A 20,015-nucleotide genomic window follows, 5' to 3' on the forward strand; every position below is an offset into this window, starting at 1 on the left:
GTACGGGTGATCTCGCGGGGGCGGAGCGGGAGCTGGCGGGGGCCGGTGAGGTGGCCGGCCGTACGGGTGACCGGGTGGCGCTGGCACGGGTGCGGCAGGCGGCCGGGGAGGTGGCGCGGCGGAGAGGGGAGCCCGCCGAGGCGGAGGGCCTGCTGGTCGAGGCGTTGGAGCTGGCCGACGGGCAGGTGGGCGCCCCGGCGCAGTTCCTCGCCACGGTTCAGGTGGAGCTGGCCCGGGTGCGGGCGGATCGCGGTGACCGTGAGCAGGCGTGGCGGTCGCTGCGGTCGGCGCTGGAGTTGTCGGGGCGTGCGGGCGACGAGACGGTGCGGGCGGCGGTGCTGGAGGCGGTGGCGGAGTGGTGCGCGGGCGGCGGGGACCTGCCGCGTGCCGCACTGCTCGCCGGGGCGGCGCGGGCGCTGCGCGGTCTGGACGGCGCGTGTGGTCGGGGCGCCGCGCCGGTGAGGTTCGTCAGGGCAGCTGCGCGCGTACCCACCGCGGGTCGGGGTTGACGTGCGATGTGCCCGCCACCACCACGGTCGGCACCGTCTCGTCACCGCCGGTGGCCGCCCGGACCGCTGCGGCGCCTTCGGGGTCGCGCCAGATGTCGACCCAGTGCATCCGGTACGCGTGGCGGCCGAGCCGCGTACGCAGTCGCAGGCAGTAGCGGCAGCCGGGGCGCCAGTAGACGACGGGGCGGCCGTCGGCCCGGCTGCGGCGCTGTGCCTCCGCCGCGCTCAGGGACCTCGGGAACACCAGGGGCGACAGCAGGACGGCGGCCAGCAGGAAGATCAGGAGCATCGTGACGGCGCCGCCCGTGGCTCCCTCGTTGGTCTGCCGCACCGCCGCGGCGAGGCCGAGGGCCAGGAAGAGGATCGGCAGCATCCATCGGCGCAGCATGGCGATCACGCTAGCGCACCGGCCGGGGTGTCAGCCGGGGCGGGGTTTCAGCGGTCCGCCGGAGATGACGTGGCGCCGCACGAGCATCTGACCGGCGATCTCCGAGCGCCTCGACGGCGGCGTCGATCGGACACCCGGACCGTGGTTCCACGATTCCTCCTTGACAGGTGATTCGTCCCGCCGATAGGAGTTGCATGTTGCAATCACTCATGGGAAGAGGGACTGATGGGCCGCTTCGACCCGCTGGAGCAGCGATCGTTCGGGCAGGGCGTCACGATGCGTCGCCACGCCATCCGGGGGGCGAAGGAGGCGAGCTCGTGCTGAGGCAGGTGGCCGAAGGCGTGCTGGTCCACGAGAGTGCGTTCGTGCAGAGCAACGCCGTTGTGGTGCAGGGCAGGGCCGGTGTGTTGCTCATCGACCCCGGGGTGACCGGGTCCGAGCTCGACTGCCTCGCGAACGACCTTCGCGAGTTGGGCCGGCCCGTTGTGGCGGGCTTTTCGACGCATCCGCATTGGGACCACCTGCTCTGGCACGACCGGCTCGGCGGGGCGCCCCGTTACGGCACGGCGCGCTGCGCGGCCACTGTCCGTGATCAGCTGTCGGACGCAGGTGCGAAGGCCCGCATCGCCGCCCACCTGCTGGAGACGGAGATCGCCGGGCAGGTGCCGCTGGACCTGCTCGGCCTCATCACCGGCCTGCCCGCCGAAACCGCGCAGATTCCCTGGGATGGCCCCGAGGTCCGGATCATCGAGCATCACGCGCACGCACCGGGCCATGCGGCGCTGTTGATCGCGGAACGCGGGGTTCTCGTCGCCGGCGACATGCTTTCCGATGTCTTGATCCCGATGCTCGACGTGAACGGCACCGCTGACCCCATCGAGGACTACCTCGCCGCGCTGCGGCTGCTTGAGGGCGTGGCGGGCGGCGTCGACATCGTCGTCCCGGGCCACGGGTCCGTCGGCGGATCCGACCAGGTGCAGGCACGGATCAGCCAGGATCGGGCGTACGTGCTCGCGTTGCGGAACGGCCGAGTCCCCGCCGACCCGCGGATCGGCCCGTCGGCCAAGCCTGGCTGGGAGTGGGTGAGCGACGTGCACGAAGGGCAACTCCGGCGCCTGGCCCACTGAAGCGAACGCGACGGGACGCCCCGCCGGCGATCGGTACGACCGCTTGGTGGTGTCGTCGCGGGCCTTCGCGACCCGCCACGCCGGCGTCGTCACCCCCGCAGCGACTCGTACCGTACGGCATACGGAACCGGGGTGCGCATAGAATTCGCGGCGATGACCGAGTACAGCTCGCAGGGAGACCCGGCGCGGAGTCTGGCCCTGCTGTGGCGCACGGGGGAGCGGACCGGGCGTAAGGGCAAGCCGGAGATCGGGGTCGACCGGATCGTTCGTGCGGCCATCGAGGTCGCCGACGCCGAGGGTCTGGCCGCGCTGTCCATGCGCAAGGTCGCCGAGCGGCTCGGCGTGGGGACGATGTCCCTGTACACCTACGTGCCAGGCAAGGGCGAGCTGATCGACGTCATGCTCGACACGGCGTACGGCGAGCTGCCGGCGCCGGCAGAGGTGCCGGGCGGCTGGCGGGGCAGACTGGAGCTGATCGCGCGGGAGAACCTGGCGCTGTACCGGCGGCATCCGTGGATGCTGCAGGTGTCGTCGGTCACCCGGCCGCCGCTGGGTCCCAACCTCATCGCGAAGTACGACTACGAGTTGCGGGCGGTCGACGGCATCGGCCTGGACGACCTCGAGATGGACTCGGTCGTCACGCTGGTGAACGGCTATGTGAGCGGCGCGGCGCGGGGCGTGGTGGAGGCGGCGCAGGCGCCGGGGGACACGGGCGTCACCGACGAGCAGTGGTGGTACGCCCATGCGCCCTACCTGGCCACGGTGCTGGACCCCCGGCGTTACCCGCTGGCCGCCCGGGTGGGCGCGGCGGCGGGTGAGGCGTACAACGCGGCCTACGACCCCGGCCAGGCCTTCGAGTTCGGCCTGCAGCGCGTGCTCGACGGCATCGAGGCGTTCGTCGCGACCCGTACGGCCGGGTGAGGAGCGCGCGGTTGGTGCCGCGTCCGAGCGGCTCGGCCGGTGACGCTCGCAGAGGTTCGACCACGTCCGCTGGTCCGGACACCGTTGTAAAGAGTCGGTAGGCCCGCGGCGGCTCCGCGCGTGCCTGCGTGACTACGGCCCCTCGTCCCGGGAACCTGCCCAGGCGGAGACGCTCAGGGGATCCGTACTGGGAATCCGTACGGCGGTGCCGAGGGACGGAGGCAGGGCGATGGCGACCACCGCGGGCGAGCGTGGGGCCGGTCCGGCGCCGGCCAGTCTGCGCCTGCCGGGCATCGTGCTCGGGGTGGGACTCGGCGGGTTCGTCGACGGCATCCTGCTGCACCAGATCCTGCAGTGGCATCACATGCTGAGCAGCACCGACAGCGACCACATCGGGGTGAGGTACTACAACCCCCGCACCGTTTCCGGGCTGGAGATGAACACCGTCTGGGACGGCGTCTTCCACGCCGTGTGCTGGCTCGCGGTCCTCATCGGGCTCGCGATCCTGTACTCCAGGGTCACCCGCGACCGGCGCCGGGTGTGGACCTCGCGGGTGCTGTGGGGCTGGATCCTGGCGGGCTGGGGAATCTTCAACCTCGTCGAAGGCGTTCTGGACCACCACATCCTGGGCATCCATCACGTCCGCGGTGGCCCTCACCAGCTGTGGTGGGACATCGGCTTCCTCGTCCTGGGCGCGCTGCTGCTCGCCGGGGGCTCCCTGCTCGCGCGCAGCGGCCGGTCCTTCGATCCCGCCGAGACCTCCGCATGACGGCCCACCGCATGATGAGCCCCGCATGACGGGCCACGGTGTGGTGGGCCCCGCATGATGGGCCACGGCGCGCATGTCGCGGGGTTGTCCGGTGTGCTGCTGCCGGTCCTCGCCCTCGTCGCGTACCTGCACCTGGCCGGCCGGGCACGCCGCCGCAACCCGGTCCTCGGGTGGAGCCGGTGGCGTACGGCGAGTTTCGGGACCGGGCTCGCCCTGACGGCCGTGGCGCTGTCACCTCCTGTCGCGCCCTTCGCCCACGCCGACTTCCGCGGGCATATGGTCCAGCACCTGCTCGTCGGAATGTACGCTCCGCTCGCCCTGGTGCTCGGCGCCCCGGTGACCCTGCTGCTGCGTGCCCTGCCGGTCGCGGGGGCGCGGCGGCTGTCCGCCGTCGTGCACAGCCGCCCCGCCCGGCTGGCGGCCCATCCGGCGATCGCCCTGCTGCTGTCCACCGGCGGCGTCGTGGTGCTGTACTTCACTCCGCTGTACGACGCCGTCACGGCCCGGCCCGCCGGGCACTGGCTGCTGCACGTCCATTTTCTGCTGTCGGGATGCCTGTTCGCGCACGTCATCGCGGGTCCTGACCCCGCGCCCGCCCGGCCTGGCGTCCGTGCGCGCCTGGTCTACCTCGGCTGCGCGATCGCCGTGCACGCCGTCGCCGCGCAGCTGATGTACGGCGGTTTCTGGGTGGACGTCCACGCCCCGATCCCCGAGGTGCGGGGCGGCGCGGAGATCATGTACTACGGCGGCGACATCGCCGAGCTTCTTGTCGCCGCCGCGCTCGTCTCCACCTGGCGTCCAGAGCGCCGCCCCCGGCCCGGGCGCGGGGCCCTCGCCCGCGGGTAGCCGATGGGCCGCGTCCGCGAACGATTTCACCGCTGGTGGTTACGGGGAGGTGACCACAGGCGCGGCGGTGGCCGGCTGCTCGGTACGCGGGCGGCCCTTGATCCAGGCGAGGGAACCCGGCCTGCGAGCCTCACGGCGGATCTTCAACAGGGCGAACTTGCAGGTGAGCTCCTTGTACGCCGCGCCCATGCGGCCGTCGAAGTGGACGTTCGTCGCGCTGTCGTCCTTGCGGGCGAACTGCCGCAGGCCTGCACGCCGGCCGAGGCTGACGCACGACCCGGCGAAGGCCAGGTCGATCACCGCGGGAGCGGTTCCCGCGATGCGGCTGAGCACGGTGTCGGCGGCCTGTGCCCCGAGCGGCCCGGCCGCGTAGCAGCTCATCCGCAGCGGCCGGCCCGACGGTGCGGCGGCGTCCCCGGCCGCGACGACGCGGTCGTCGTCGATGCTGGTCAGCGTCTCGTCGGTGAGAAGCCGGCCGAGCGCGTCGGTGCGCAGTCCACTGGCGGCCGCCAGCTTCGGCACCTCGAAACCGGCCGTCCAGATGGTCAGTGCGCTCGCGCGCACCACACTGCCGGCGGAACCGGCGGCGAGGACGACCGCATCCGGCCGGACCTCGCTCACCACGGCGGCCTCGATCACGACGACGCCGTGCCGGGACAGCCACTTGGCCACGGAACGGCGCCCCGGCACGCTCAGCGACGGCGCCAGGGCCCCGCCACACACCAGCGTGACCCTGCGCCCTTGCTCGGCCAGCTCGGCGGCCGTCTCGACACCGGTCAGCCCGCCGCCGACCACGGTGACCGCGGCGTCGGGGGGCAGCTCCCGCACCCTGGTACGCAGCCGCCGCGCGGATTCGAGTTCAGCGACGCCGAGGGCGAATTCGGCCGCGCCGGGCACCGATGACGGTATCGCCCCGGTGCTGCCGACCGCGTAGATGACGTGGTCGTAGTCCAGCGCGCGGCCCGACGCCAGCCGCACGGTGCGGGCGGTGACGTCGATGTGCGCGGCGTTGTCGACGACCAGCCGGACGCCCTCACCGAGCAGCGTGCCGTAGTCGGCCGTGGCCTCGCCGGTGCCGGCCGCGAACTGGTGCAGCCGGATTCGGTTGACGAACTCGGGGCGGGGATTGACCAGAGTGACGTCGACGTCGGGACGCATCCGTAGACGGTTGGCCGCGAGCGTGCCGGCGTAACCGCCGCCGATGACGACGACCTTGTGGGGTGTGTGGTGTCCGGGCGTGGACATGAACGGGTTCCCTTCTCGGCTGCAGCGCGGGTTCGAGGCTTCGCGACCCGACGGGGGTGGCCCTGTGCGCTGAGGCCTGTGCGCTGAACGGTTCTCACCAGTCCGACAACGCGGCGCCCCGGAATGTGAGGCGACGCGCCGGCCTCACAGTTCACCGGGCTGTCTTGTCGGACTGGTGGGGAAGACGCGACAGAGGGAGCCGACGACAACCATGACCATCCAGTCCGAGCCGGGCGGCGGCCGGGCCGAACCCGGCCTGAGCGGGATCACGGGCGAGCGGCGTCAGCTGATGAATCTGGCGTATCGGCTGCTCGGCTCCCTGGCCGACGCCGAGGATGTCGTTCAGGAGACCTACGCCCGCTGGTGTGCGATGTCCGGAGAGGAACAGGGGGCCATCACGTCCCCCGGCGCGTGGCTGACCAAGGTGGCCGGTCGTTTGTGCCTCAACGTGCTCTCCTCGGCGAGGGTGCGGCGAGAGACCTATGTGGGCGAGTGGATCCCCGAGCCGCTGCCAGAACCCACGGAGTGGATCATCGGGCGGCCGGGCGGCTTCGGCGTCATTCCCTCGGCTCCGGCGGCCCGGCAGGCCCGGATCGTCAGCGACTTCAAGCAGGCGTTGGAAGCCGGGGACGTCGACGCCCTCATCGGCCTGCTGGCCCCCGGCGTCACGGCGATCAGCGACGGTGGCGGACTGGTCAGCACCGCGCTCCACCCGATCGAAGGCACCGAGCGGATCGTGCGCTCTTTGATCCGTCTTTGGGACAGGGTGCGCGGCCTGACGCTCCTGGAGCGTACGGTCAACGGTCGCCCCGGTCTGGTCGCCCAGCAGGACGGGGTCACCGTGTCGGTGTACGCGTTCGAGGTGGCGGGCGACCGGATCACGCACATCTGGGCGGTACGCAACCCCGACAAGCTCCGCCCGTGGACGATGGGGCGGCGGCAGTAACGCACCGGCCTGCCACCGCGGGTGCGGGGCAGGCCGGTGACGACGGGGGGAGGGTTCTCAGGCGCGGGCGGCTATCCGCGTGAGGAGTGGCTGGACGAGACGCGCCGCCAGGGGGCCGAAGGCCGCCAGGATCAGGACGTACGCCGCAGCGAGGGCGCCCAGGTCGGGGTGGGCGCCGGCGGCCACCGCCAGCCCGGCGATGACGATGTTGAACTCGCCGCGGGGGATGAGCGCGATGCCCGCGCGGACCCGCCCGGCGCGGGCGATACCGGCCCGGCGGGCTGCGTAGATCCCTGTGAGCAGTTTGGTGATCATCGTCACCAGGGCCAGGCAGACGGCGAGGCCCGCGGCGGGAAGGATCTTGGTGGGATCGGTCTGCAGGCCGAAGAAGACGAAGAAGACCGCGGCGAACAGGTCGCGCAGCGGCGCGAGGAGCGCCTGAGCGTCTTCGGCCAGTTCGCCCGACAGCGCGATGCCGACGAGGAACGCGCCGACCGCGGCCGACACCTGCAGTTGCTGGGCGAGCCCGGCCACCAGCAGCGCCAGCCCGACCACCTTGAGCACGAGCACCTCGGAGTTGGGGCTGGCCACGAACGCCTCGATGTAGCGGCCGAAGCGCAGCGCGACCAGCAATACCACGCTCACCGCGGCGAGCGCGATGGCCACGGTGACCGCTCCGGCGACCGCGCTCAGGCCCGCCAGCATGGCGGTCAGGACCGGCAGGTAGACCGCCATCGTGAGGTCCTCGAAGACCAGCAGCGACAGCACCACGGGGGTCTCCCGGTTGCCGATCCAGCCCAGGTCGGACAACACCTTGGCGGTGATGCCGGAGGAGGTGGCGTAGGTGACGCCGGCCATGGCGACGGCGGCGACCGGTCCCCAGCCGAGGATCAATGCGCAGATGGCGCCGGGCGTCGCGTTGAGCACGAGGTCGACCAGGCCGGCGCGGGCGTTGCCCTTGAGGCTGGTCACCAGTTCGTCGGCGTTGTATTCCAGGCCGAGGGTGAGCAGCAGCAGGATGACGCCTAATTCGGCGCCGGTGGCGGTGAACTCCTCGCTGGTGGCCAGCGGGAGGATGCCACCGGTGCCGAAGGCCAGGCCGGCGATGAGGTAGAGGGGGATGGGGGAGATGCCGACGCGCAGCGCCAGTGCTCCGAGGATGCCGAGTCCGAGGACGACGGCGCCGAATTCCAGGAAAAGTATGGCGGTATTGTGCACGCGCTGCCCTCAGCCGCTCGCGAAGATGTCGGCGACGGCGGCGGTGCTGTCCTCACTGCCCACCACGACCACGACGTCGTCCTCGGCGAGGACGAAGTCGGGGGCGGGGCTGGCGAAGACGCGCCCGGCGCGGACGACGGCCACGATCGAGGCCCCGGTGCGGGTGCGCACCTGCGCATCGCCCATCTGCCGGTCGGCGTAGGGGGAGCCGGGCGCTATCGGCAGCTGGAGGCTGACCAGTCCCTCGACCTCGCGGTGCAGGGCGTTGAGCCGCTGGACGATGCGGGGGGCGCCGAGCAGCTCGACGAGCGCGTCCGCCTCCTCGTCGTTGAGTTTCACCGTCTCACAGGCCCTGTCGGGATCGTCGGGGTCGTAGATCACCAGGTCGCGCCGCCCGGTGCGGTGGGAGACGACCCCTATTCGCCGTCCCGAGCGCGTGGTGAACTCGTGCCGCAACCCGATCCCCGGCAACACCGTCTGCTCGACATCCACGGCGCTGCTCCTCCGTTCGATAAGTAAATACTTGTCCAGTGAACCTACCAATCACGGGCAGAGGTCTCACTTTGGGCCGTCTTCGCACGTGTTGTTGCCGGTATGGCAAGCTGGCGACGTGGACGACGACCTCGAGCACGCGCTCGTTTCGGTCGGGCCCCGGCTGCGCGCGCTGCGCCGGCAGCGCGAGACGACCCTGGCCGACCTGTCGGCGGCGACCGGCATCTCGGTGAGCACGTTGTCACGGCTGGAGTCGGGCGCCCGCCGGCCGACCCTCGAACTGCTGCTGCCCCTGGCGCGGGCCCATGGTGTGACGCTGGACGAGCTCGTGGACGCCCCGCCGACCGGGGATCCGCGCATCCACCTGCGCCCGGTCGTGCGCAACGGCATGACGATGCTGCCTTTGACCCGCAGGGCCGGGGGCATCCAGGCGTACAAGCTGGTGATCGCGGCGGGCAGCGGCAGGAGGGAGCCGGAGCCGAAGACCCACGAGGGGTACGAGTGGCTCTATGTGCTCAACGGGCGGCTGCGGGTCGTCCTCGGCGAGCAGGATCTGGTGTTGTCACCGGGGGAGGCGGCCGAGTTCGACACGCGGTTGCCGCACTGGTTCGGCGCCGCCGACTCGCGGGCGGTGGAGTTCCTCAGCCTGTTCGGCAGGCAGGGCGAGCGCGCGCATCTTCGTGCCCGCCCCACACCGCGGTGACCCGGGAACGATCGGCCCCGCTCCTGAGCGGGCCGGGGGCTGCCGGGGGTCAGGTTCCCAGGTGTGCCGCGGCGACCCGCTTCGGCACCACCATGCGCCAGGCGTCGGTCACGATCTCGGCGAGTTCGGCGGTGTCGAGCGCGGCGAGGCGTGCGCACACCCAGTTGTACCGCTCGTCCGACGGCCGGGGCATGAGGAACCTGCCGGGGTCGGAGGCGACCAGCGCCGCGCGTTCCTCCTTGGGGAAGGCGAAACCCATGAGCGTCTCGTCGCGGGACAGCGAGACGTAGACGATGCGCCCCACACGGAACTTGACGCGGTCGCGGATCAGGTGCTCGGTGGTGCGCGGCAACGACATCGCCACCTGACGCACGTCCTGGGTGGTCACCACGGTCGCCTCCCGGTGGGTGCGTGCGCGACGGTGCGGCTCACTGTCATGCCGCGGCTGTCACAGCGCGGCTCACTATAGCGTCGGCGTCGCCGAGACGGCCGCGGCCGCCCGCGACCGGGCCCGGGCCCGGTGCAGGGACACGGCCGGGACCAGGGAGCCGAGGGAGACGACGACGATGACGGCGCCGAAGATCTGGAAGGTCTGCACCGCTCCCAGACGACGGACGGCGAACCCGGCGGCGACGGCGGGCAGTGAGATCGCGGCGTAGGCGACGATGTAGAAGGCGGCCATGACCTGAGCGCGCCGGTCCGGCGGCGCGGCGGCGCCGACGGTGCGCAGCGAGCCGAACATCCCGAAACCGACGCCGACGCCGATCACCACGCTGGCCGCGACGAACAGGGCCGCGCTGCCGGCGGACAGCGACCAGGCCATCAGCGCGATGCCTGCGGTGAGCGCGAGCGCCCCCCAGGCGATCTGGACGGCCGGGGCCGGCCTCCGCGCGATCAGCGGCGGCACCGCGGAGGCGCCGCCGAGGGCCAGGATGGCCAGGCCGGCCGCGAGCCGGTTCTGGGTGTGCAGCAGAGCGGGGGCGAGCGTCCCGACGAGCCCCAGATAGAGGCCGATGATCGACCAGGTGCAGGCGATGCCGAGGCCGGCGAGCGTGAAGGGGGCGATGATCTGCCGTGGGACGCCGGGGGCGGCGATCCGGAACCCGGTACGGGACTCGCCGGTCACGGTCTCGGGAACTCCGAGCATGCCGAGCAGCAGGACGACGATCAGTACGGCGAGCACGAGGAACGGGGTCACCAGCGGTCCCGGCGCGTACTGCACGAGCACCGCGCCGAGCAGGCCGCCGACCCCGACGCCGAGGGCGCTGGCGACGACGTTGTAGCGGCCGGCCCTGCCGGGGTCGCCGCCCTGGTGCAACTCCAGCAGGGCCGCGCCGGACGCGCTGATGGCGATCCCGGTGGCCAGGCCCTGTACGGCGCGGGCGGCGAACAGCCAGCCCGCGCCGGGCGCGCACATGAACACCGCCATCGAGACGAGGAGGCCGGCCAGGCCGGCCACGATGACCGGCCGGCGGCCCCAGGTGTCGGAGACCCGGCCGAAGGCCAGCAGCGAGACCAGCACTCCGAAGCAGTACGTGGCGTAGATGAGCGTCACGGTGGAGGTCTGCAGGTGCCATTGGGCCGCGTAGAGCCTGTACAGCGGGGACGGCAGGGCCGATGCGGCGAGGCAGAGCCCGATGACCCCTGCGGTCAGCGCGAACGCGGGCCGGGGTCCCAGCCGCCTCGCGGGCGGAGCAGCGGAGGTGTCGTTGTTCACGCTCATCAGCCTGGCCGGGCGTCCGGCGCCCGGCCAGTGGCAGAACTGCCTGCCTACATCAAGATCCTGCCGCTACCGTGGAGGCATGAGAGCCGGCACGGGGGTCGTGGCCCTCGCCGTCACCGCGGACATGCCGATGTTCGAGCTGTCCATCGCCTGCGAGATCTTCGGCACCGACCGCCGCGACCTCGCCGACCCCTGGTACGAGCTGCGGCTGTGCGCCGCCGAGCCGGGAAGGACGCGAACGCAGAACGGGTTCGTCCTGCACACCCCTTACGACCTGGAGGCGCTCGCCGCGGCCGGCACGGTGGTGGTCCCGGCGTTGCCGGCCGACGCCGTGCTGTCCGGTGCGCCGGTCGACCCGCGGCTGCTGAGGGCGTTGCGGGAGGCGCACGCGAACGGGGCCAGGATCGTCTCGTTGTGCACCGGCGCGTTCGTTCTGGCCGCGGCCGGGCTGCTCGACGGCCGGCGTGCCGCGACGCACTGGATGTACGCCGACGTCCTCGGCGCGCGCCACCCTCGGGTGCGGGTCGATCCCGCCGTCCTCTACGTGGACGAGGGTGACGTGCTGACCAGCGCCGGCCGCAGCGCGGGGATCGATCTGTGCCTGCATCTCGTCCGGACCGACCTCGGCGCCGAGGTCGCCAACCAGGTCGCCCGCCGCATGGTCGTGCCCGCCCATCGGCCCGGCGGGCAGGCGCAGTACATCGAGGCCCCGGTGCCCCGCTCCGGCGGCGACGGGCTGGCCCCGGTGCTGCAGCGGGCCATCGAGCACATGGATCAGCAGCTGACCGTCGCGCAGATGGCCTGCTGGGCCGGGGTGAGCGCGCGTACCCTGGTGCGGCGGTTCCACGACGCCACCGGCACCACGCCGCTGCGCTGGCTGCACGCTCAGCGGCTCGCGCGCGCCCGGCACCTGCTGGAGGCGACCGACCTGCCGGTCGAGCGGATCAGCCGGTTGTGCGGCATGGGCACAGCGGGCAACCTGCGCCACCACTTCACCAGGGCCGTCGGCGTGACCCCCATGGAGTATCGGCGGGCCTTCCACGGCCGGTCTCCGCTCGCCGGGTCGTCCGTCAGCAGCGCGAGGTCGTGTCGCTGATCCACCGCGACGTCTATGCTGTTCTGCGCCCCGGCCGGCCCTGCGCACCTCTCAATGAGGGCGCAAGCCGCCGGGTGGCAGGCCCGACGGCCCGGGACCGCGAAGCGTTGACTTTGTCTCAAGGTATGACTCACTATGTTGCTACAAAGCTTGAGACAAAGGAGGCGCTATGACCGACGAATCGTTATCGGACGCCGACCGGCCGGCGCGTGCGGCCGATCTGCGACTGGCGAGCGAGTGGCTGGCCCGGCACGACCTGGCCGGCGCCCGCCCGACCCCGCTGCTGGCCGACCGGCTGGCGGTCCGCAGACGCGCCCGTATCGCCGCCCACCTCATCCTGGCCGTGCTGATCATCGCGAGCGCGCTCGCCGCGTCCTACGACCGGCTCGCCAGTTCCGCCTTCGGCGGCTTCCAGCCGCATCGACCGCTGCCGCTGCTGGCCCTGACCGCGTCGGTGGCCGGGCTGCTGCTGGCGCAGTCGCTGCTCGACTGGTGGGTGCGACGCGTCGACCAGCGGGCGGGCGCGTCGCTGTCCCGCAGGGCCGCCCATCTGATCCAGCCCGGCTGGCGGGCCGTGCTCGGCCGGCCGTACGCCGTCTTCGCGGTCGCCACGTTCGCCGGTGCGATGGTGCTGGCCGGGAGTGCCCTGGCCGTTCCCGACCCCACCGTGCGGCAGCTGGCCGTCGTCCTGCTGATCGGCCTGCTCGGCGTGACGGCCATCATCGCCATGCAGCTGCGCCACCTGCTCAGGCGCCCGGTCGTGGCGGAGGACGAGGAGTCGCTGACCGCCGACGTCATCATGCGCGTCGAGGACGCCCGCGACCTCACCGTGCCGAGCGCGCAGTGGTCGCTGCCCATGGTGCTGCTGTTCGGCACCGCGCCCGCCTGGTGGAGCGCCGCTGCGGTCGCCTACCTGATCCTGGGCCTGGTCGCGTGCGTCGCGCTCCACGCCAAGACGCCGTCGAGCGCGACGGTGGCCCGGCGGGCCATGAGCGTCCGATGATCGTCATCGACGCGGCCTCGCCGGTGCCGCCGTTCGAGCAGCTGCGGGCCCAGCTCGCCCGGCAGATCCAGGACCGCACGCTTGCCGTGGGTGCCCGGCTGCCGACCATCCGCCACCTCGCGGCCGACCTCGGCCTGGCCGTCAACACGGTCGGCCGGGCCTACCGGGAGCTGGAGGAGGCGGGGCTGATCGAAACGCGCGGGCGGGCGGGCTCGTTCGTGTCGGCCGCCGGGGAGGAGGGCCGGGAGCGGGCCCGCCGGGCCGCCGCCGACTACGCGGCCGTGATCGCGAGCGTCGGCATCGACGCGGGCGAGGCGATCCGCATCGTACAGGCGGCTCTGGCGTCCGGCGCGGCAGCACCGGCCTCGTCATGACCGCGACCCGGCCGCGGAGTCACGCCGCCGGGCGCGCGACGTCGGCGTAACGGCCGATCAGCGTAGTGGTGCCGTACTGTCCCGTGAAGCATGGTGAGCCGTTGGTGCTGGTGCACCCGCGCTTGGCGGTCAGGACGGCTGGACTCGGTCGAAGAGGGCAAGCGCGTCGGCGGGGTCCGGGCTCACGAGGCGTTCCAGACCGGCGGTCGTGATCTTCGCCCACCTGCCGGCCCGTGCCCACATCTGTTCCTCGAAGGCGCGGACGGCCTCGTCCAGATCTCCACGGCAGGTGGCGATGGACTCGGCGAGTTCGGCGCCTTCCAGCATCGCGAGGTTCGCGCCCGCCCCCAATGGGGGCATCAGATGGGCGGCGTCGCCCAGTAGCGTCACCCCGGGGACGTGGGTCCAGGTGTGGGACACGGGCAGGACGTAGAGGGGGCGGTGGACGAAAGCGGTGCCGTGGCGGAGGAGGTCGAGGACGGGAGCGGCCCATCCGTCGAACAGCGCCAGCAGGCTCGATCGCACGGCTTCGACGTCGGCCAGGTCCAGGTCCGTGTGCCAGTCCAGCGGCGCGCGGAACTGGGCGTACACCTTGACGTGGCCGCCGCTGTTGCGCTGGGCGACGAGACCTCGGTTCACGCCGTACACGGCCACGGAGCCGTCGCCGATCAGCCGGGCGAGGTCGGGGTGGCGGGTGTCGACGTCGTCGAGGGAGGTTTCGACGTAGGTGACGCCGGTGTAGTGCGGCGTCACCGAGGAGACTGCCGGGCGTGTCCGGGACCAGGCGCCGTCCGCGCCGACCACGAGGTCGAACGTCTCCTGTCGCCCGTCCGCGAAGTGGACTGCAACGCCCTCCCGGGTCCCCGGCACCACCCGCGTCACGCTCCGCCCCCACTGGACGTCGAGAGGGCCGAGCAGCAGGTCACGGAGTTGCCCGCGGTCGATCTCGGGATTGGCCCGGTCATCTGGACGGGGCCGCCAGTCGCGCAGGACGGTGCCGTCCGTGTCCAGGATGCGCATGGCCTGCCCCTCGGGGCGGGACAGCGCCTGGAACTCTGTCAGCAGCCCCGCCTTGTTCAGCGCGAGCTGGCCCATCCCCTCGTGCAGGTCCAGCGTGCCGCCCGGGGGGCGGGCATCGGGGGCGGGATCGCGTTCGAGGACGGCGACGGGGTAGCCGTGGCGGTGCATGACGCGGGCGAAGGTAAGGCCGGCCGGGCCGCTCCCGACCACGGCGATACGGTGTCTCATGTCGATACACCGTATTTCCCTAATACGATGTATCGCAACAGTACGATGTAGCCATGACCGTGTGGGACCGGCCGGAGCCGCCGACTCGACCCGCCCCGCTCGATCGCGAGCGGATCGTCGCCGCCGCCATCGCGCTGGCCGACGAAGGCGGGCTGGAGGCGGTGTCGTTGCGCAAGGTCGCCGCCCGGCTCGACGTCGGCCCGATGCGGCTGTACGGATACATCTCCACCAAGCAGGAGCTGTTCGACCTCATGGTGGACGAGGTCTACGCCGAGATCCTCCCCCAGGAGCAGCCCGGTGACTGGCGTGAGGCGCTGCGTGCCCTCGCCCACCGCACCAGACACGCCGCTCTCCGGCACGAATGGCTGGCCGACCTGCTCGGCGGCCGCCCGGCCCTGGGCCCGAACGCCCTCGCCGTGGGCGAGGTCACGCTGGCCGCCCTGAACAGCCTCGCCGACATCGACACCGCCATGCGCGCGGTGGAGACTGTCAGCGCCTACTTCACCGGGGCGATCAGGCGCGAGATCGCGAGCCTGCGGGCCGAGCGCGCCACGGGCCTGTCGAAGCACAACTGGCAGCGCGCCTCCGGCCCGCGGCTGACAAGGATGTTGGCCACCGGTCGCTTCCCGGCGCTGACCAAGGCCGTGTACGACGGCACGGACGTAGACGCCGAGGCGTCCTTCGCGACCGGCCTGGAGTGGGTCCTCGACGCCGTGGCCGCCAAACTCACCCGGCCGCCGGTATGACGCTTCGAGCGAGCTCGGGGCCCGGTGCCCATGGGCCGTGAAGGCCGCTTTCTACCGGCAGTCGGCGGCGCGGGCGAGGAACAGGGCCCGCTCCCGCTCGTTGCCGGTCAGGGCCGCCGCCCGCTCGAACTCCCGCCGCGCCTCGTCCGTACGGCCCAGCCGGGCCAGCAGGTCTCCGCGTACGGCGGGCAACTGCGGGTAGCCCCGAAGGGCCTTGTCGGCGGCGACGGCGTCGGCGACCTCCAGCCCCCGGGCGGGGCCGTCGGCCATCGCGACCGCGACGGCGCGGTTCAGCTCCACCACGGGGGAGGGTGAGACGTGGGCGAGCACCCGGTAGAGGGCGGCGACGCGCTCCCAGTCGGTGTCCTCGGGGCGGGGCGCGCGGGCATGGCAGGCGGCGATGGCGGCCTGCAGGGCGTAGGGGCCGAAGGCGCCGCCGAGCGACTCGGCCCGCTCCAGCGCCCGCAGGCCGCGGCGGATCAGGAGCCTGTCCCACAGCCGCCGGTCCTGGTCGGGGAGCAGGACCGGCGCGCCGCCGGGTCCGGTGCGGGCGCGCAGACGGGAGGCCTGCAGCTCCATCAGCGCGGCCAGGCCGTGCACCTCGGCTTCGCGGGGGAGCAGGCCCGCGAGGAGGCGGCCCAGGCGCAGCGCCTCGTGGCAGAGGTCAGGGCGGGTCCAGTCGTTTCCGGCCGTGGCCGAGTACCCCTCGTTGAAGATCAGGTAGACGACTTCCAGCACGGACGCCAGCCGCTCGGCCAGGTCGGCCGGCGCCGGCATCTCGAACCTGACGCCCTTGGCGGCCAGGGTGCGCTTGGCGCGGACGATCCGCTGCGCCACCGTCGGCTCGCCGGCCAGGAAGGCCCTGGCGATCTCCCCGGTGCTCAGGCCTCCGAGCAGGCGCAGGGTGAGCGCGACGCGGGCGTCGGTCGTCAGCGCGGGGTGACAGGCGGTGAAGATGAGCCGCAGCATGTCGTCGCGGATGTGGTCGTCCATGTCGGCGTCCGGGTCCGGTTCCGGCCTGCTCTCGATGCCGCGCCCGATCTCCTGGAGCTTGCGCTCGTAGCGGGTGCGCCGCCGCAGGTGGTCGATCGCGCGGTGCTTGGCGGTGGCCATCAGCCAGGCGCCCGGGTTCTCCGGCACGCCCGCCTCCGGCCACTGCTCCAGCGCGATGAGCAGCGCGTCCTGGGCGAGTTCCTCGGCCAGGCCGACGTCGTCGACGAGGCGGGCCAGCCCCGCGACGAGCCTGGCGGATTCGATCCGCCAGACCGCCTCGATCGCGCGGTGCGCCGCGAGCAGCGCGTCGGTTCCCGTCGTCGGGGAGCCGGGCATCGGAGAGCCGGTCATCGGGGTGCTCAGGCCGGCGGGGCGAAGTCCTCGGGGCCGAGCACCTTGACCACTTCGGCCTCGCCCTCCCAGCCTTCCCACAGGTCACGGTGCAGGCGCATGAAGCGGGCGGTCCACTCGACCGCCTCCTCCTTGGTCCGCACGTCGTACAGCGCGTAGCTGATCAGCTCCTTGGACTCGGCGAACGGGCCGTCGGTCACCTTCAGCTCGCCCTCGGCGAGCCGTACGGTCGCCCCGGACGCGCTGGGGGCGAGGCCGGCGGTGTCGAGCAGGGCCCCCGCGACGGCCGCCTCCTGACCGAGCTTCGCGATCGCCTCCATGAGGTCCGCGGGCGGCGGGGTGGCGGGCTGGCCGGCCCTGAGCAGAACCATGTATCGCATCGTCCGTCTCCTTCCGGTTCTTGATCTATCAGGTGCTTGTGGGACGTGTCAGGCGTTCCGGTACGCGTGCGCGGCCAGAGCGCCGATCCAGGCCCAGCCGAGCACCACGGCGGCGGTGAAGGCGAGATTGGACCAGGCCGCGCCCGCGGCGGAGACCATGGACAGGAAACCGGCGGCGAACAGCGCGCCGGTCGCCCGCGAACTCCACGCCCAGGCCGCCCGCCCGCGCCGGGCGAAGCGGCGGGCCAGGACGAAACAGGCCGCGACCAGGCAGGTGAATCCCACGCCGCCGGAGGCGAGGTGCGCGACGCCGTGCCAGGTCGTCTCACCGCCGGGCACGCCCCGGGGGAAACCCTGAACCGGGTCGGCGCGGAAGGCCCCGGCCGCCAGCAGGCTCAGGCCGTAGACGGCCAGCAGGCGGGGAGCCCAGCCGCGGCCGTGGGCCCGGCGCAGTCCCACGGCGAAGGCGATGGTCATCGCCCCGGCCAGGACGAGGTTCGTGATGTGGATCCAGCCGAGGTCGCCGTTGGCGAGCAGGCTCCAGGCGTGCCGGGTCAGGTCGAACCCGTCGCGGGTCAGCGCCTCGGTCAGCGACACCCCGACGTAGACCGGACCGGCGATCACGCCGTATCCCAGCAGGCTGCGGGTAAGGCTGGTCTCGCGGTCGCAGGGGCGGGCGGCGGCGCGGGCGTGAGCGGTGGTGGCGGTCATGGGGGTCGTCCCTTCGTCCGTGGGCCGGTCCCTCACCGGCCCTTCACCCACTCCTCGAACGGGACGCCTCAGGATCGACATCTCTCCCGGATTTCTTCCAAGATTTTTTCCCGGGGGTCCCTCGCGTCGCGGCCGTTGTGATGCCATGAGCGGTGTGCAGACCCTCCGGCCGGCCGCGCGAACCGCGGCGCAGACCTGCCGCGGCCTGATCGCCGCCGCGCGGGTGACGGCACCTGGGTGACAGGGTTCGCCACCATCACCGCCGGCCGCCACCGGCGCCGACCCGAACCCGCGGAAAGGGAGCGTCCCCATGACGAAGGTCCGGTTCACCCACATCGGGGGCCCGACCGTGCTCATCGAGGTCGACGGCTGGCGCCTGCTGACCGACCCGACCTTCGATCCCCCCGGCCGGACCTACGCCTTCGGGTGGGGAACCTCCTCCCGAAAGCTCGCCGGTCCCGCCGTCGCGCTCGACGAGCTGCCCCCCATCGACGCGATCCTGCTCACCCACGAGCAGCACGGCGACAACCTCGACGACACCGGCCGGACCCTGCTGCCGGACGCCGGCACGATCGTGACCACCTCCTCGGGTGCCCGTTCCCTGCCGTACCCGGCCCGTGGCCTGCGAGGCGGGCAGGCGACCCGTCTGCAGGACTCCGGCCGCCCGCCCATCGACATCACCGCCACGCCCTGCCGGCACGGACCCCCGTTCAGCAGGCCGATCGTGGGCGAGGTCGTCGGCTTCGCACTCACCTGGCCCGGGCAGGAACACGGACCGCTGTGGATCACCGGAGACACCGTGTATCACCGGGCGCTTCGCGACACGGCCGCCCGCCTGCGGCCCGGGACGGTCCTGCTCCACCTGGGCGGCGTCGGCTTCCCGATCACCGGGCCCCTGCGCTACACGATGACCGCCAGGCAGGCCGTCCGCCTGCACGAGGCGATCAGCCCGCGCACCGTGCTGCCCGTTCACTACGAGGGCTGGCAGCACTTCCGCGAAAACCGGGAGGGCATCGAGCGGGAGCTCGCCGCCGGCTCGTCCACCCTCCGTGAAAGCCTCCGCTGGCTGCCCAGGGGCGCCCCGGCCGACGTCGTCGTGTGAACGGAAGGGGCCGTGCGGCCGGTCAGCGGGGCGATCCGCATGGGATACGTTCTAGCTGGGTGCCGTGACGGCGGCGAGCCGGCCTACCCGCGGACATCCATGGACCACGAGGAGACCAGGCACGTTGCCCGATACGCACGACTCCGGGGACGCCCGGGCGGACGCCCCCGCGGGCCCCGGCGGCCGGCGGACCGGCCTGCGGGCCGACTGCGCGAACTGCTTCGGGCTGTGCTGCGTCGCGCTGCCCTTCGCCGCGTCGGCCGACTTCGCGATCACCAAGGACGCCGGGCGGCCGTGCCCCAACCTGCAGGCCGACTTCCGATGCGGCATCCACGCGCGCCTGCGGGACAGCGGTTTTTCCGGCTGCACCGTCTACGACTGCTTCGGCGCGGGGCAGCAGGTCTCGCAGGTCACCTTCGGCCGCAGCTGGCGCGACGATCCGTCGGCCGCCGCCCGGATGTTCGAGGTCTTCCCGGTCGTGCGGCACCTGCACGAGCTGCTGTGGTACCTGGACGAGGCGCTGTCCCTGCCGGTCGCCCGCCCGATCCACACGGAGCTGCGCGGCGCTTTCGAGGAGACCGAACGCCTGACCGCCGGCACTCCCGACGACCTGCTCGGCGTGGACGTCGCCGCCCACCGCGAGAAGGTCAACGTGCTGCTGCTGCGCACGAGTGAGCTGGTGCGGGCGTCGGCAGGGGGCCGGGCCCCCGAGCACAGAGGAGCCGATCTCATCGGCGCCCGGCTGAGGAAGGCCGACCTGCGCGGGGCCAATCTGAGGGGGGCCTATCTCATCGGCGCGGACCTGCGCGGGGCCGACCTGCGCGCAGCCGACCTCATCGGGGCGGACCTGCGCGGGGCGGATCTACGCGGGGCCGACCTCACCGGAAGCGTCTTCCTCACCCAGGTGCAGGTGAACGCGGCCAGGGGAGACGACGCCACGAGGCTGCCGCCGGCCCTCACCCGCCCGGCGCACTGGTCGGGTCAGCCGGCCCACCCGGCCCCGGCAGCCGCGGCGGGCCGGGCCTCCACCCGCCGCCCGCGCCCCCGCCGCGGGCGCGGGCGCGGATAGCACTCCGGGCCCGCCGGCACACGCCGGAAGCCGGGCGGTCCGGCGGCCCCGGGAT

General features: G+C 72.8%; 23 protein-coding genes. 13 read left to right on the plus strand and 10 right to left on the minus strand.

The features are described from left to right. The first annotated feature begins 50 nt into the window (after window positions 1-50). A complete protein-coding gene (locus tag AB0O28_RS08420) occupies window positions 51-509 on the plus strand; it encodes a tetratricopeptide repeat protein (RefSeq protein ID WP_363637708.1) in 459 nt (152 codons plus the stop codon). Here the strand turns inward: AB0O28_RS08420 and AB0O28_RS08425 are convergent. Continuing rightward, window positions 469-897: a glutaredoxin domain-containing protein gene (locus AB0O28_RS08425; protein ID WP_363637710.1), complete on the minus strand. Its 429-nt coding sequence runs from the start codon at window positions 895-897 to the stop codon at window positions 469-471. The two genes, AB0O28_RS08420 and AB0O28_RS08425, sit on opposite strands and share 41 nt — an antisense overlap. Window positions 898-1,226: 329 nt before the next feature. Between AB0O28_RS08425 and AB0O28_RS08430 the strand changes: the two genes are divergently transcribed. From AB0O28_RS08430 to AB0O28_RS08445, 4 genes are all read left to right on the plus strand, one after another. Continuing rightward, the gene (locus tag AB0O28_RS08430) at window positions 1,227-2,024 is read left to right on the plus strand and encodes an MBL fold metallo-hydrolase (RefSeq protein WP_363637712.1); all 798 of its coding nucleotides are present in this window, start codon (window positions 1,227-1,229) and stop codon (window positions 2,022-2,024) included. A 153-nt stretch (window positions 2,025-2,177) separates the two neighbouring features. Then, window positions 2,178-2,945, plus strand: coding sequence for a TetR/AcrR family transcriptional regulator (locus AB0O28_RS08435; protein WP_363637714.1), 768 nt, complete (start codon window positions 2,178-2,180; stop codon window positions 2,943-2,945). A gap of 229 nt (window positions 2,946-3,174) precedes the next feature. Next, complete coding sequence (locus AB0O28_RS08440; RefSeq protein WP_363637716.1) at window positions 3,175-3,714, plus strand: DUF2243 domain-containing protein; 540 nt, start codon at window positions 3,175-3,177, stop codon at window positions 3,712-3,714. A gap of 54 nt (window positions 3,715-3,768) precedes the next feature. Continuing rightward, window positions 3,769-4,560 carry a cytochrome c oxidase assembly protein gene (locus AB0O28_RS08445; protein WP_363637718.1) on the plus strand — a complete coding sequence of 264 codons (792 nt, stop codon included), beginning with the start codon at window positions 3,769-3,771 and terminating at the stop codon, window positions 4,558-4,560. Between the two features lie 39 nt (window positions 4,561-4,599). Here the strand turns inward: AB0O28_RS08445 and AB0O28_RS08450 are convergent, their stop codons facing one another. Then, a complete protein-coding gene (locus AB0O28_RS08450) occupies window positions 4,600-5,805 on the minus strand; it encodes an FAD-dependent oxidoreductase (protein ID WP_363637720.1) in 1,206 nt (401 codons plus the stop codon). A 211-nt stretch (window positions 5,806-6,016) separates the two neighbouring features. On the opposite strand from AB0O28_RS08450, the gene AB0O28_RS08455 reads away from it, so the two are divergent. Continuing rightward, complete coding sequence (locus AB0O28_RS08455; RefSeq protein ID WP_363637722.1) at window positions 6,017-6,751, plus strand: sigma factor; 735 nt, start codon at window positions 6,017-6,019, stop codon at window positions 6,749-6,751. Window positions 6,752-6,808: 57 nt separating this feature from the next. On the opposite strand, the gene AB0O28_RS08460 is transcribed toward AB0O28_RS08455, so the two are convergent. Further along, on the minus strand, window positions 6,809-7,969 hold the full coding sequence (locus AB0O28_RS08460; RefSeq protein ID WP_363637724.1) for a cation:proton antiporter: 1,161 nt from the start codon (window positions 7,967-7,969) through the stop codon (window positions 6,809-6,811). A 9-nt stretch (window positions 7,970-7,978) separates the two neighbouring features. Next, the gene (locus tag AB0O28_RS08465) at window positions 7,979-8,461 is read right to left on the minus strand and encodes a cation:proton antiporter regulatory subunit (protein ID WP_363637726.1); all 483 of its coding nucleotides are present in this window, start codon (window positions 8,459-8,461) and stop codon (window positions 7,979-7,981) included. A 118-nt stretch (window positions 8,462-8,579) separates the two neighbouring features. On the opposite strand from AB0O28_RS08465, the gene AB0O28_RS08470 reads away from it, so the two are divergent. Next, window positions 8,580-9,164 (plus strand): XRE family transcriptional regulator, encoded by a 585-nt coding sequence (locus AB0O28_RS08470; protein ID WP_363637728.1) that lies wholly within the window; start codon window positions 8,580-8,582, stop codon window positions 9,162-9,164. 49 nt (window positions 9,165-9,213) lie between these two features. Here the strand turns inward: AB0O28_RS08470 and AB0O28_RS08475 are convergent, their stop codons facing one another. Both AB0O28_RS08475 and AB0O28_RS08480 read right to left on the minus strand, forming a co-directional pair. After that, entirely contained in the window at window positions 9,214-9,555 is a 342-nt protein-coding gene (locus AB0O28_RS08475) for an MmcQ/YjbR family DNA-binding protein (RefSeq protein ID WP_363637730.1), read from the minus strand. A 72-nt stretch (window positions 9,556-9,627) separates the two neighbouring features. After that, the gene (locus AB0O28_RS08480; protein ID WP_363637732.1) at window positions 9,628-10,881 is read right to left on the minus strand and encodes an MFS transporter; all 1,254 of its coding nucleotides are present in this window, start codon (window positions 10,879-10,881) and stop codon (window positions 9,628-9,630) included. Between the two features lie 85 nt (window positions 10,882-10,966). Here AB0O28_RS08480 and AB0O28_RS08485 point away from each other — a divergent pair, with 85 nt between their 5' ends. The 3 genes from AB0O28_RS08485 (at window position 10,967) to AB0O28_RS08495 (ending at window position 13,360) form a co-directional block, all read left to right on the plus strand. Beyond that, window positions 10,967-11,983, plus strand: a complete 1,017-nt coding sequence (locus tag AB0O28_RS08485; protein WP_363637734.1) for a helix-turn-helix domain-containing protein — start codon at window positions 10,967-10,969, stop codon at window positions 11,981-11,983. A gap of 169 nt (window positions 11,984-12,152) precedes the next feature. Continuing rightward, complete coding sequence (locus AB0O28_RS08490) at window positions 12,153-12,986, plus strand: hypothetical protein (protein WP_363637736.1); 834 nt, start codon at window positions 12,153-12,155, stop codon at window positions 12,984-12,986. After that, complete coding sequence (locus AB0O28_RS08495; protein ID WP_363637738.1) at window positions 12,983-13,360, plus strand: GntR family transcriptional regulator; 378 nt, start codon at window positions 12,983-12,985, stop codon at window positions 13,358-13,360. The genes AB0O28_RS08490 and AB0O28_RS08495 overlap by 4 nt, the downstream gene beginning before the upstream one ends. A 129-nt stretch (window positions 13,361-13,489) precedes the next feature. Here the strand turns inward: AB0O28_RS08495 and AB0O28_RS08500 are convergent, their stop codons facing one another. Further along, entirely contained in the window at window positions 13,490-14,608 is a 1,119-nt protein-coding gene (locus AB0O28_RS08500; protein ID WP_363637740.1) for an NAD(P)/FAD-dependent oxidoreductase, read from the minus strand. A 53-nt stretch (window positions 14,609-14,661) separates the two neighbouring features. Between AB0O28_RS08500 and AB0O28_RS08505 the strand changes: the two genes are divergently transcribed. Continuing rightward, a complete protein-coding gene (locus AB0O28_RS08505) occupies window positions 14,662-15,354 on the plus strand; it encodes a TetR/AcrR family transcriptional regulator C-terminal domain-containing protein (protein ID WP_363637742.1) in 693 nt (230 codons plus the stop codon). A gap of 51 nt (window positions 15,355-15,405) precedes the next feature. Here the strand turns inward: AB0O28_RS08505 and AB0O28_RS08510 are convergent, their stop codons facing one another. The 3 genes from AB0O28_RS08510 to AB0O28_RS08520 are packed head-to-tail and all read right to left on the minus strand — an operon-like array spanning window position 15,406 to window position 17,789. Continuing rightward, window positions 15,406-16,683, minus strand: coding sequence for an RNA polymerase sigma factor (locus AB0O28_RS08510; RefSeq protein ID WP_363638388.1), 1,278 nt, complete (start codon window positions 16,681-16,683; stop codon window positions 15,406-15,408). 23 nt (window positions 16,684-16,706) lie between these two features. Beyond that, entirely contained in the window at window positions 16,707-17,078 is a 372-nt protein-coding gene (locus AB0O28_RS08515) for a YciI family protein (protein WP_363637744.1), read from the minus strand. A 48-nt stretch (window positions 17,079-17,126) separates the two neighbouring features. Continuing rightward, window positions 17,127-17,789 carry a DUF998 domain-containing protein gene (locus AB0O28_RS08520; protein WP_363637746.1) on the minus strand — a complete coding sequence of 221 codons (663 nt, stop codon included), beginning with the start codon at window positions 17,787-17,789 and terminating at the stop codon, window positions 17,127-17,129. Between the two features lie 310 nt (window positions 17,790-18,099). Between AB0O28_RS08520 and AB0O28_RS08525 the strand changes: the two genes are divergently transcribed. Together AB0O28_RS08525 and AB0O28_RS08530 are read left to right on the plus strand one after the other, a co-directional pair. Further along, on the plus strand, window positions 18,100-18,891 hold the full coding sequence (locus AB0O28_RS08525; RefSeq protein ID WP_363637748.1) for an MBL fold metallo-hydrolase: 792 nt from the start codon (window positions 18,100-18,102) through the stop codon (window positions 18,889-18,891). 196 nt (window positions 18,892-19,087) lie between these two features. Beyond that, entirely contained in the window at window positions 19,088-19,960 is an 873-nt protein-coding gene (locus AB0O28_RS08530) for a pentapeptide repeat-containing protein (RefSeq protein ID WP_363638390.1), read from the plus strand. Window positions 19,961-20,015 lie beyond the last annotated feature (55 nt).

The sequence above is a fragment of the Microbispora sp. NPDC088329 genome (genome assembly GCF_040685655.1).
Lineage (GTDB): Bacteria > Actinomycetota > Actinomycetes > Streptosporangiales > Streptosporangiaceae > Microbispora.

What these genes read in the sequence shown, in the direction of transcription:
- AB0O28_RS08455 (WP_363637722.1), top strand. Translation starts at nt 6,017, where the DNA reads ATGACCATCCAGTCCGAGCCGGGCGGCGGCCGGGCCGAACCCGGCCTG.
- AB0O28_RS08485 (WP_363637734.1), top strand. Translation starts at nt 10,967, where the DNA reads ATGAGAGCCGGCACGGGGGTCGTGGCCCTCGCCGTCACCGCGGACATG.
- AB0O28_RS08495 (WP_363637738.1), top strand. Translation starts at nt 12,983, where the DNA reads ATGATCGTCATCGACGCGGCCTCGCCGGTGCCGCCGTTCGAGCAGCTG.
- AB0O28_RS08505 (WP_363637742.1), top strand. Translation starts at nt 14,662, where the DNA reads ATGACCGTGTGGGACCGGCCGGAGCCGCCGACTCGACCCGCCCCGCTC.
- AB0O28_RS08450 (WP_363637720.1), bottom strand. Translation starts at nt 5,805, where the DNA reads ATGTCCACGCCCGGACACCACACACCCCACAAGGTCGTCGTCATCGGC.
- AB0O28_RS08525 (WP_363637748.1), top strand. Translation starts at nt 18,100, where the DNA reads ATGACGAAGGTCCGGTTCACCCACATCGGGGGCCCGACCGTGCTCATC.
- AB0O28_RS08445 (WP_363637718.1), top strand. Translation starts at nt 3,769, where the DNA reads ATGATGGGCCACGGCGCGCATGTCGCGGGGTTGTCCGGTGTGCTGCTG.
- AB0O28_RS08500 (WP_363637740.1), bottom strand. Translation starts at nt 14,608, where the DNA reads ATGAGACACCGTATCGCCGTGGTCGGGAGCGGCCCGGCCGGCCTTACC.
- AB0O28_RS08520 (WP_363637746.1), bottom strand. Translation starts at nt 17,789, where the DNA reads ATGACCGCCACCACCGCTCACGCCCGCGCCGCCGCCCGCCCCTGCGAC.
- AB0O28_RS08435 (WP_363637714.1), top strand. Translation starts at nt 2,178, where the DNA reads ATGACCGAGTACAGCTCGCAGGGAGACCCGGCGCGGAGTCTGGCCCTG.
- AB0O28_RS08515 (WP_363637744.1), bottom strand. Translation starts at nt 17,078, where the DNA reads ATGCGATACATGGTTCTGCTCAGGGCCGGCCAGCCCGCCACCCCGCCG.
- AB0O28_RS08510 (WP_363638388.1), bottom strand. Translation starts at nt 16,683, where the DNA reads ATGCCCGGCTCCCCGACGACGGGAACCGACGCGCTGCTCGCGGCGCAC.
- AB0O28_RS08490 (WP_363637736.1), top strand. Translation starts at nt 12,153, where the DNA reads ATGACCGACGAATCGTTATCGGACGCCGACCGGCCGGCGCGTGCGGCC.
- AB0O28_RS08440 (WP_363637716.1), top strand. Translation starts at nt 3,175, where the DNA reads ATGGCGACCACCGCGGGCGAGCGTGGGGCCGGTCCGGCGCCGGCCAGT.
- AB0O28_RS08425 (WP_363637710.1), bottom strand. Translation starts at nt 897, where the DNA reads ATGCTGCGCCGATGGATGCTGCCGATCCTCTTCCTGGCCCTCGGCCTC.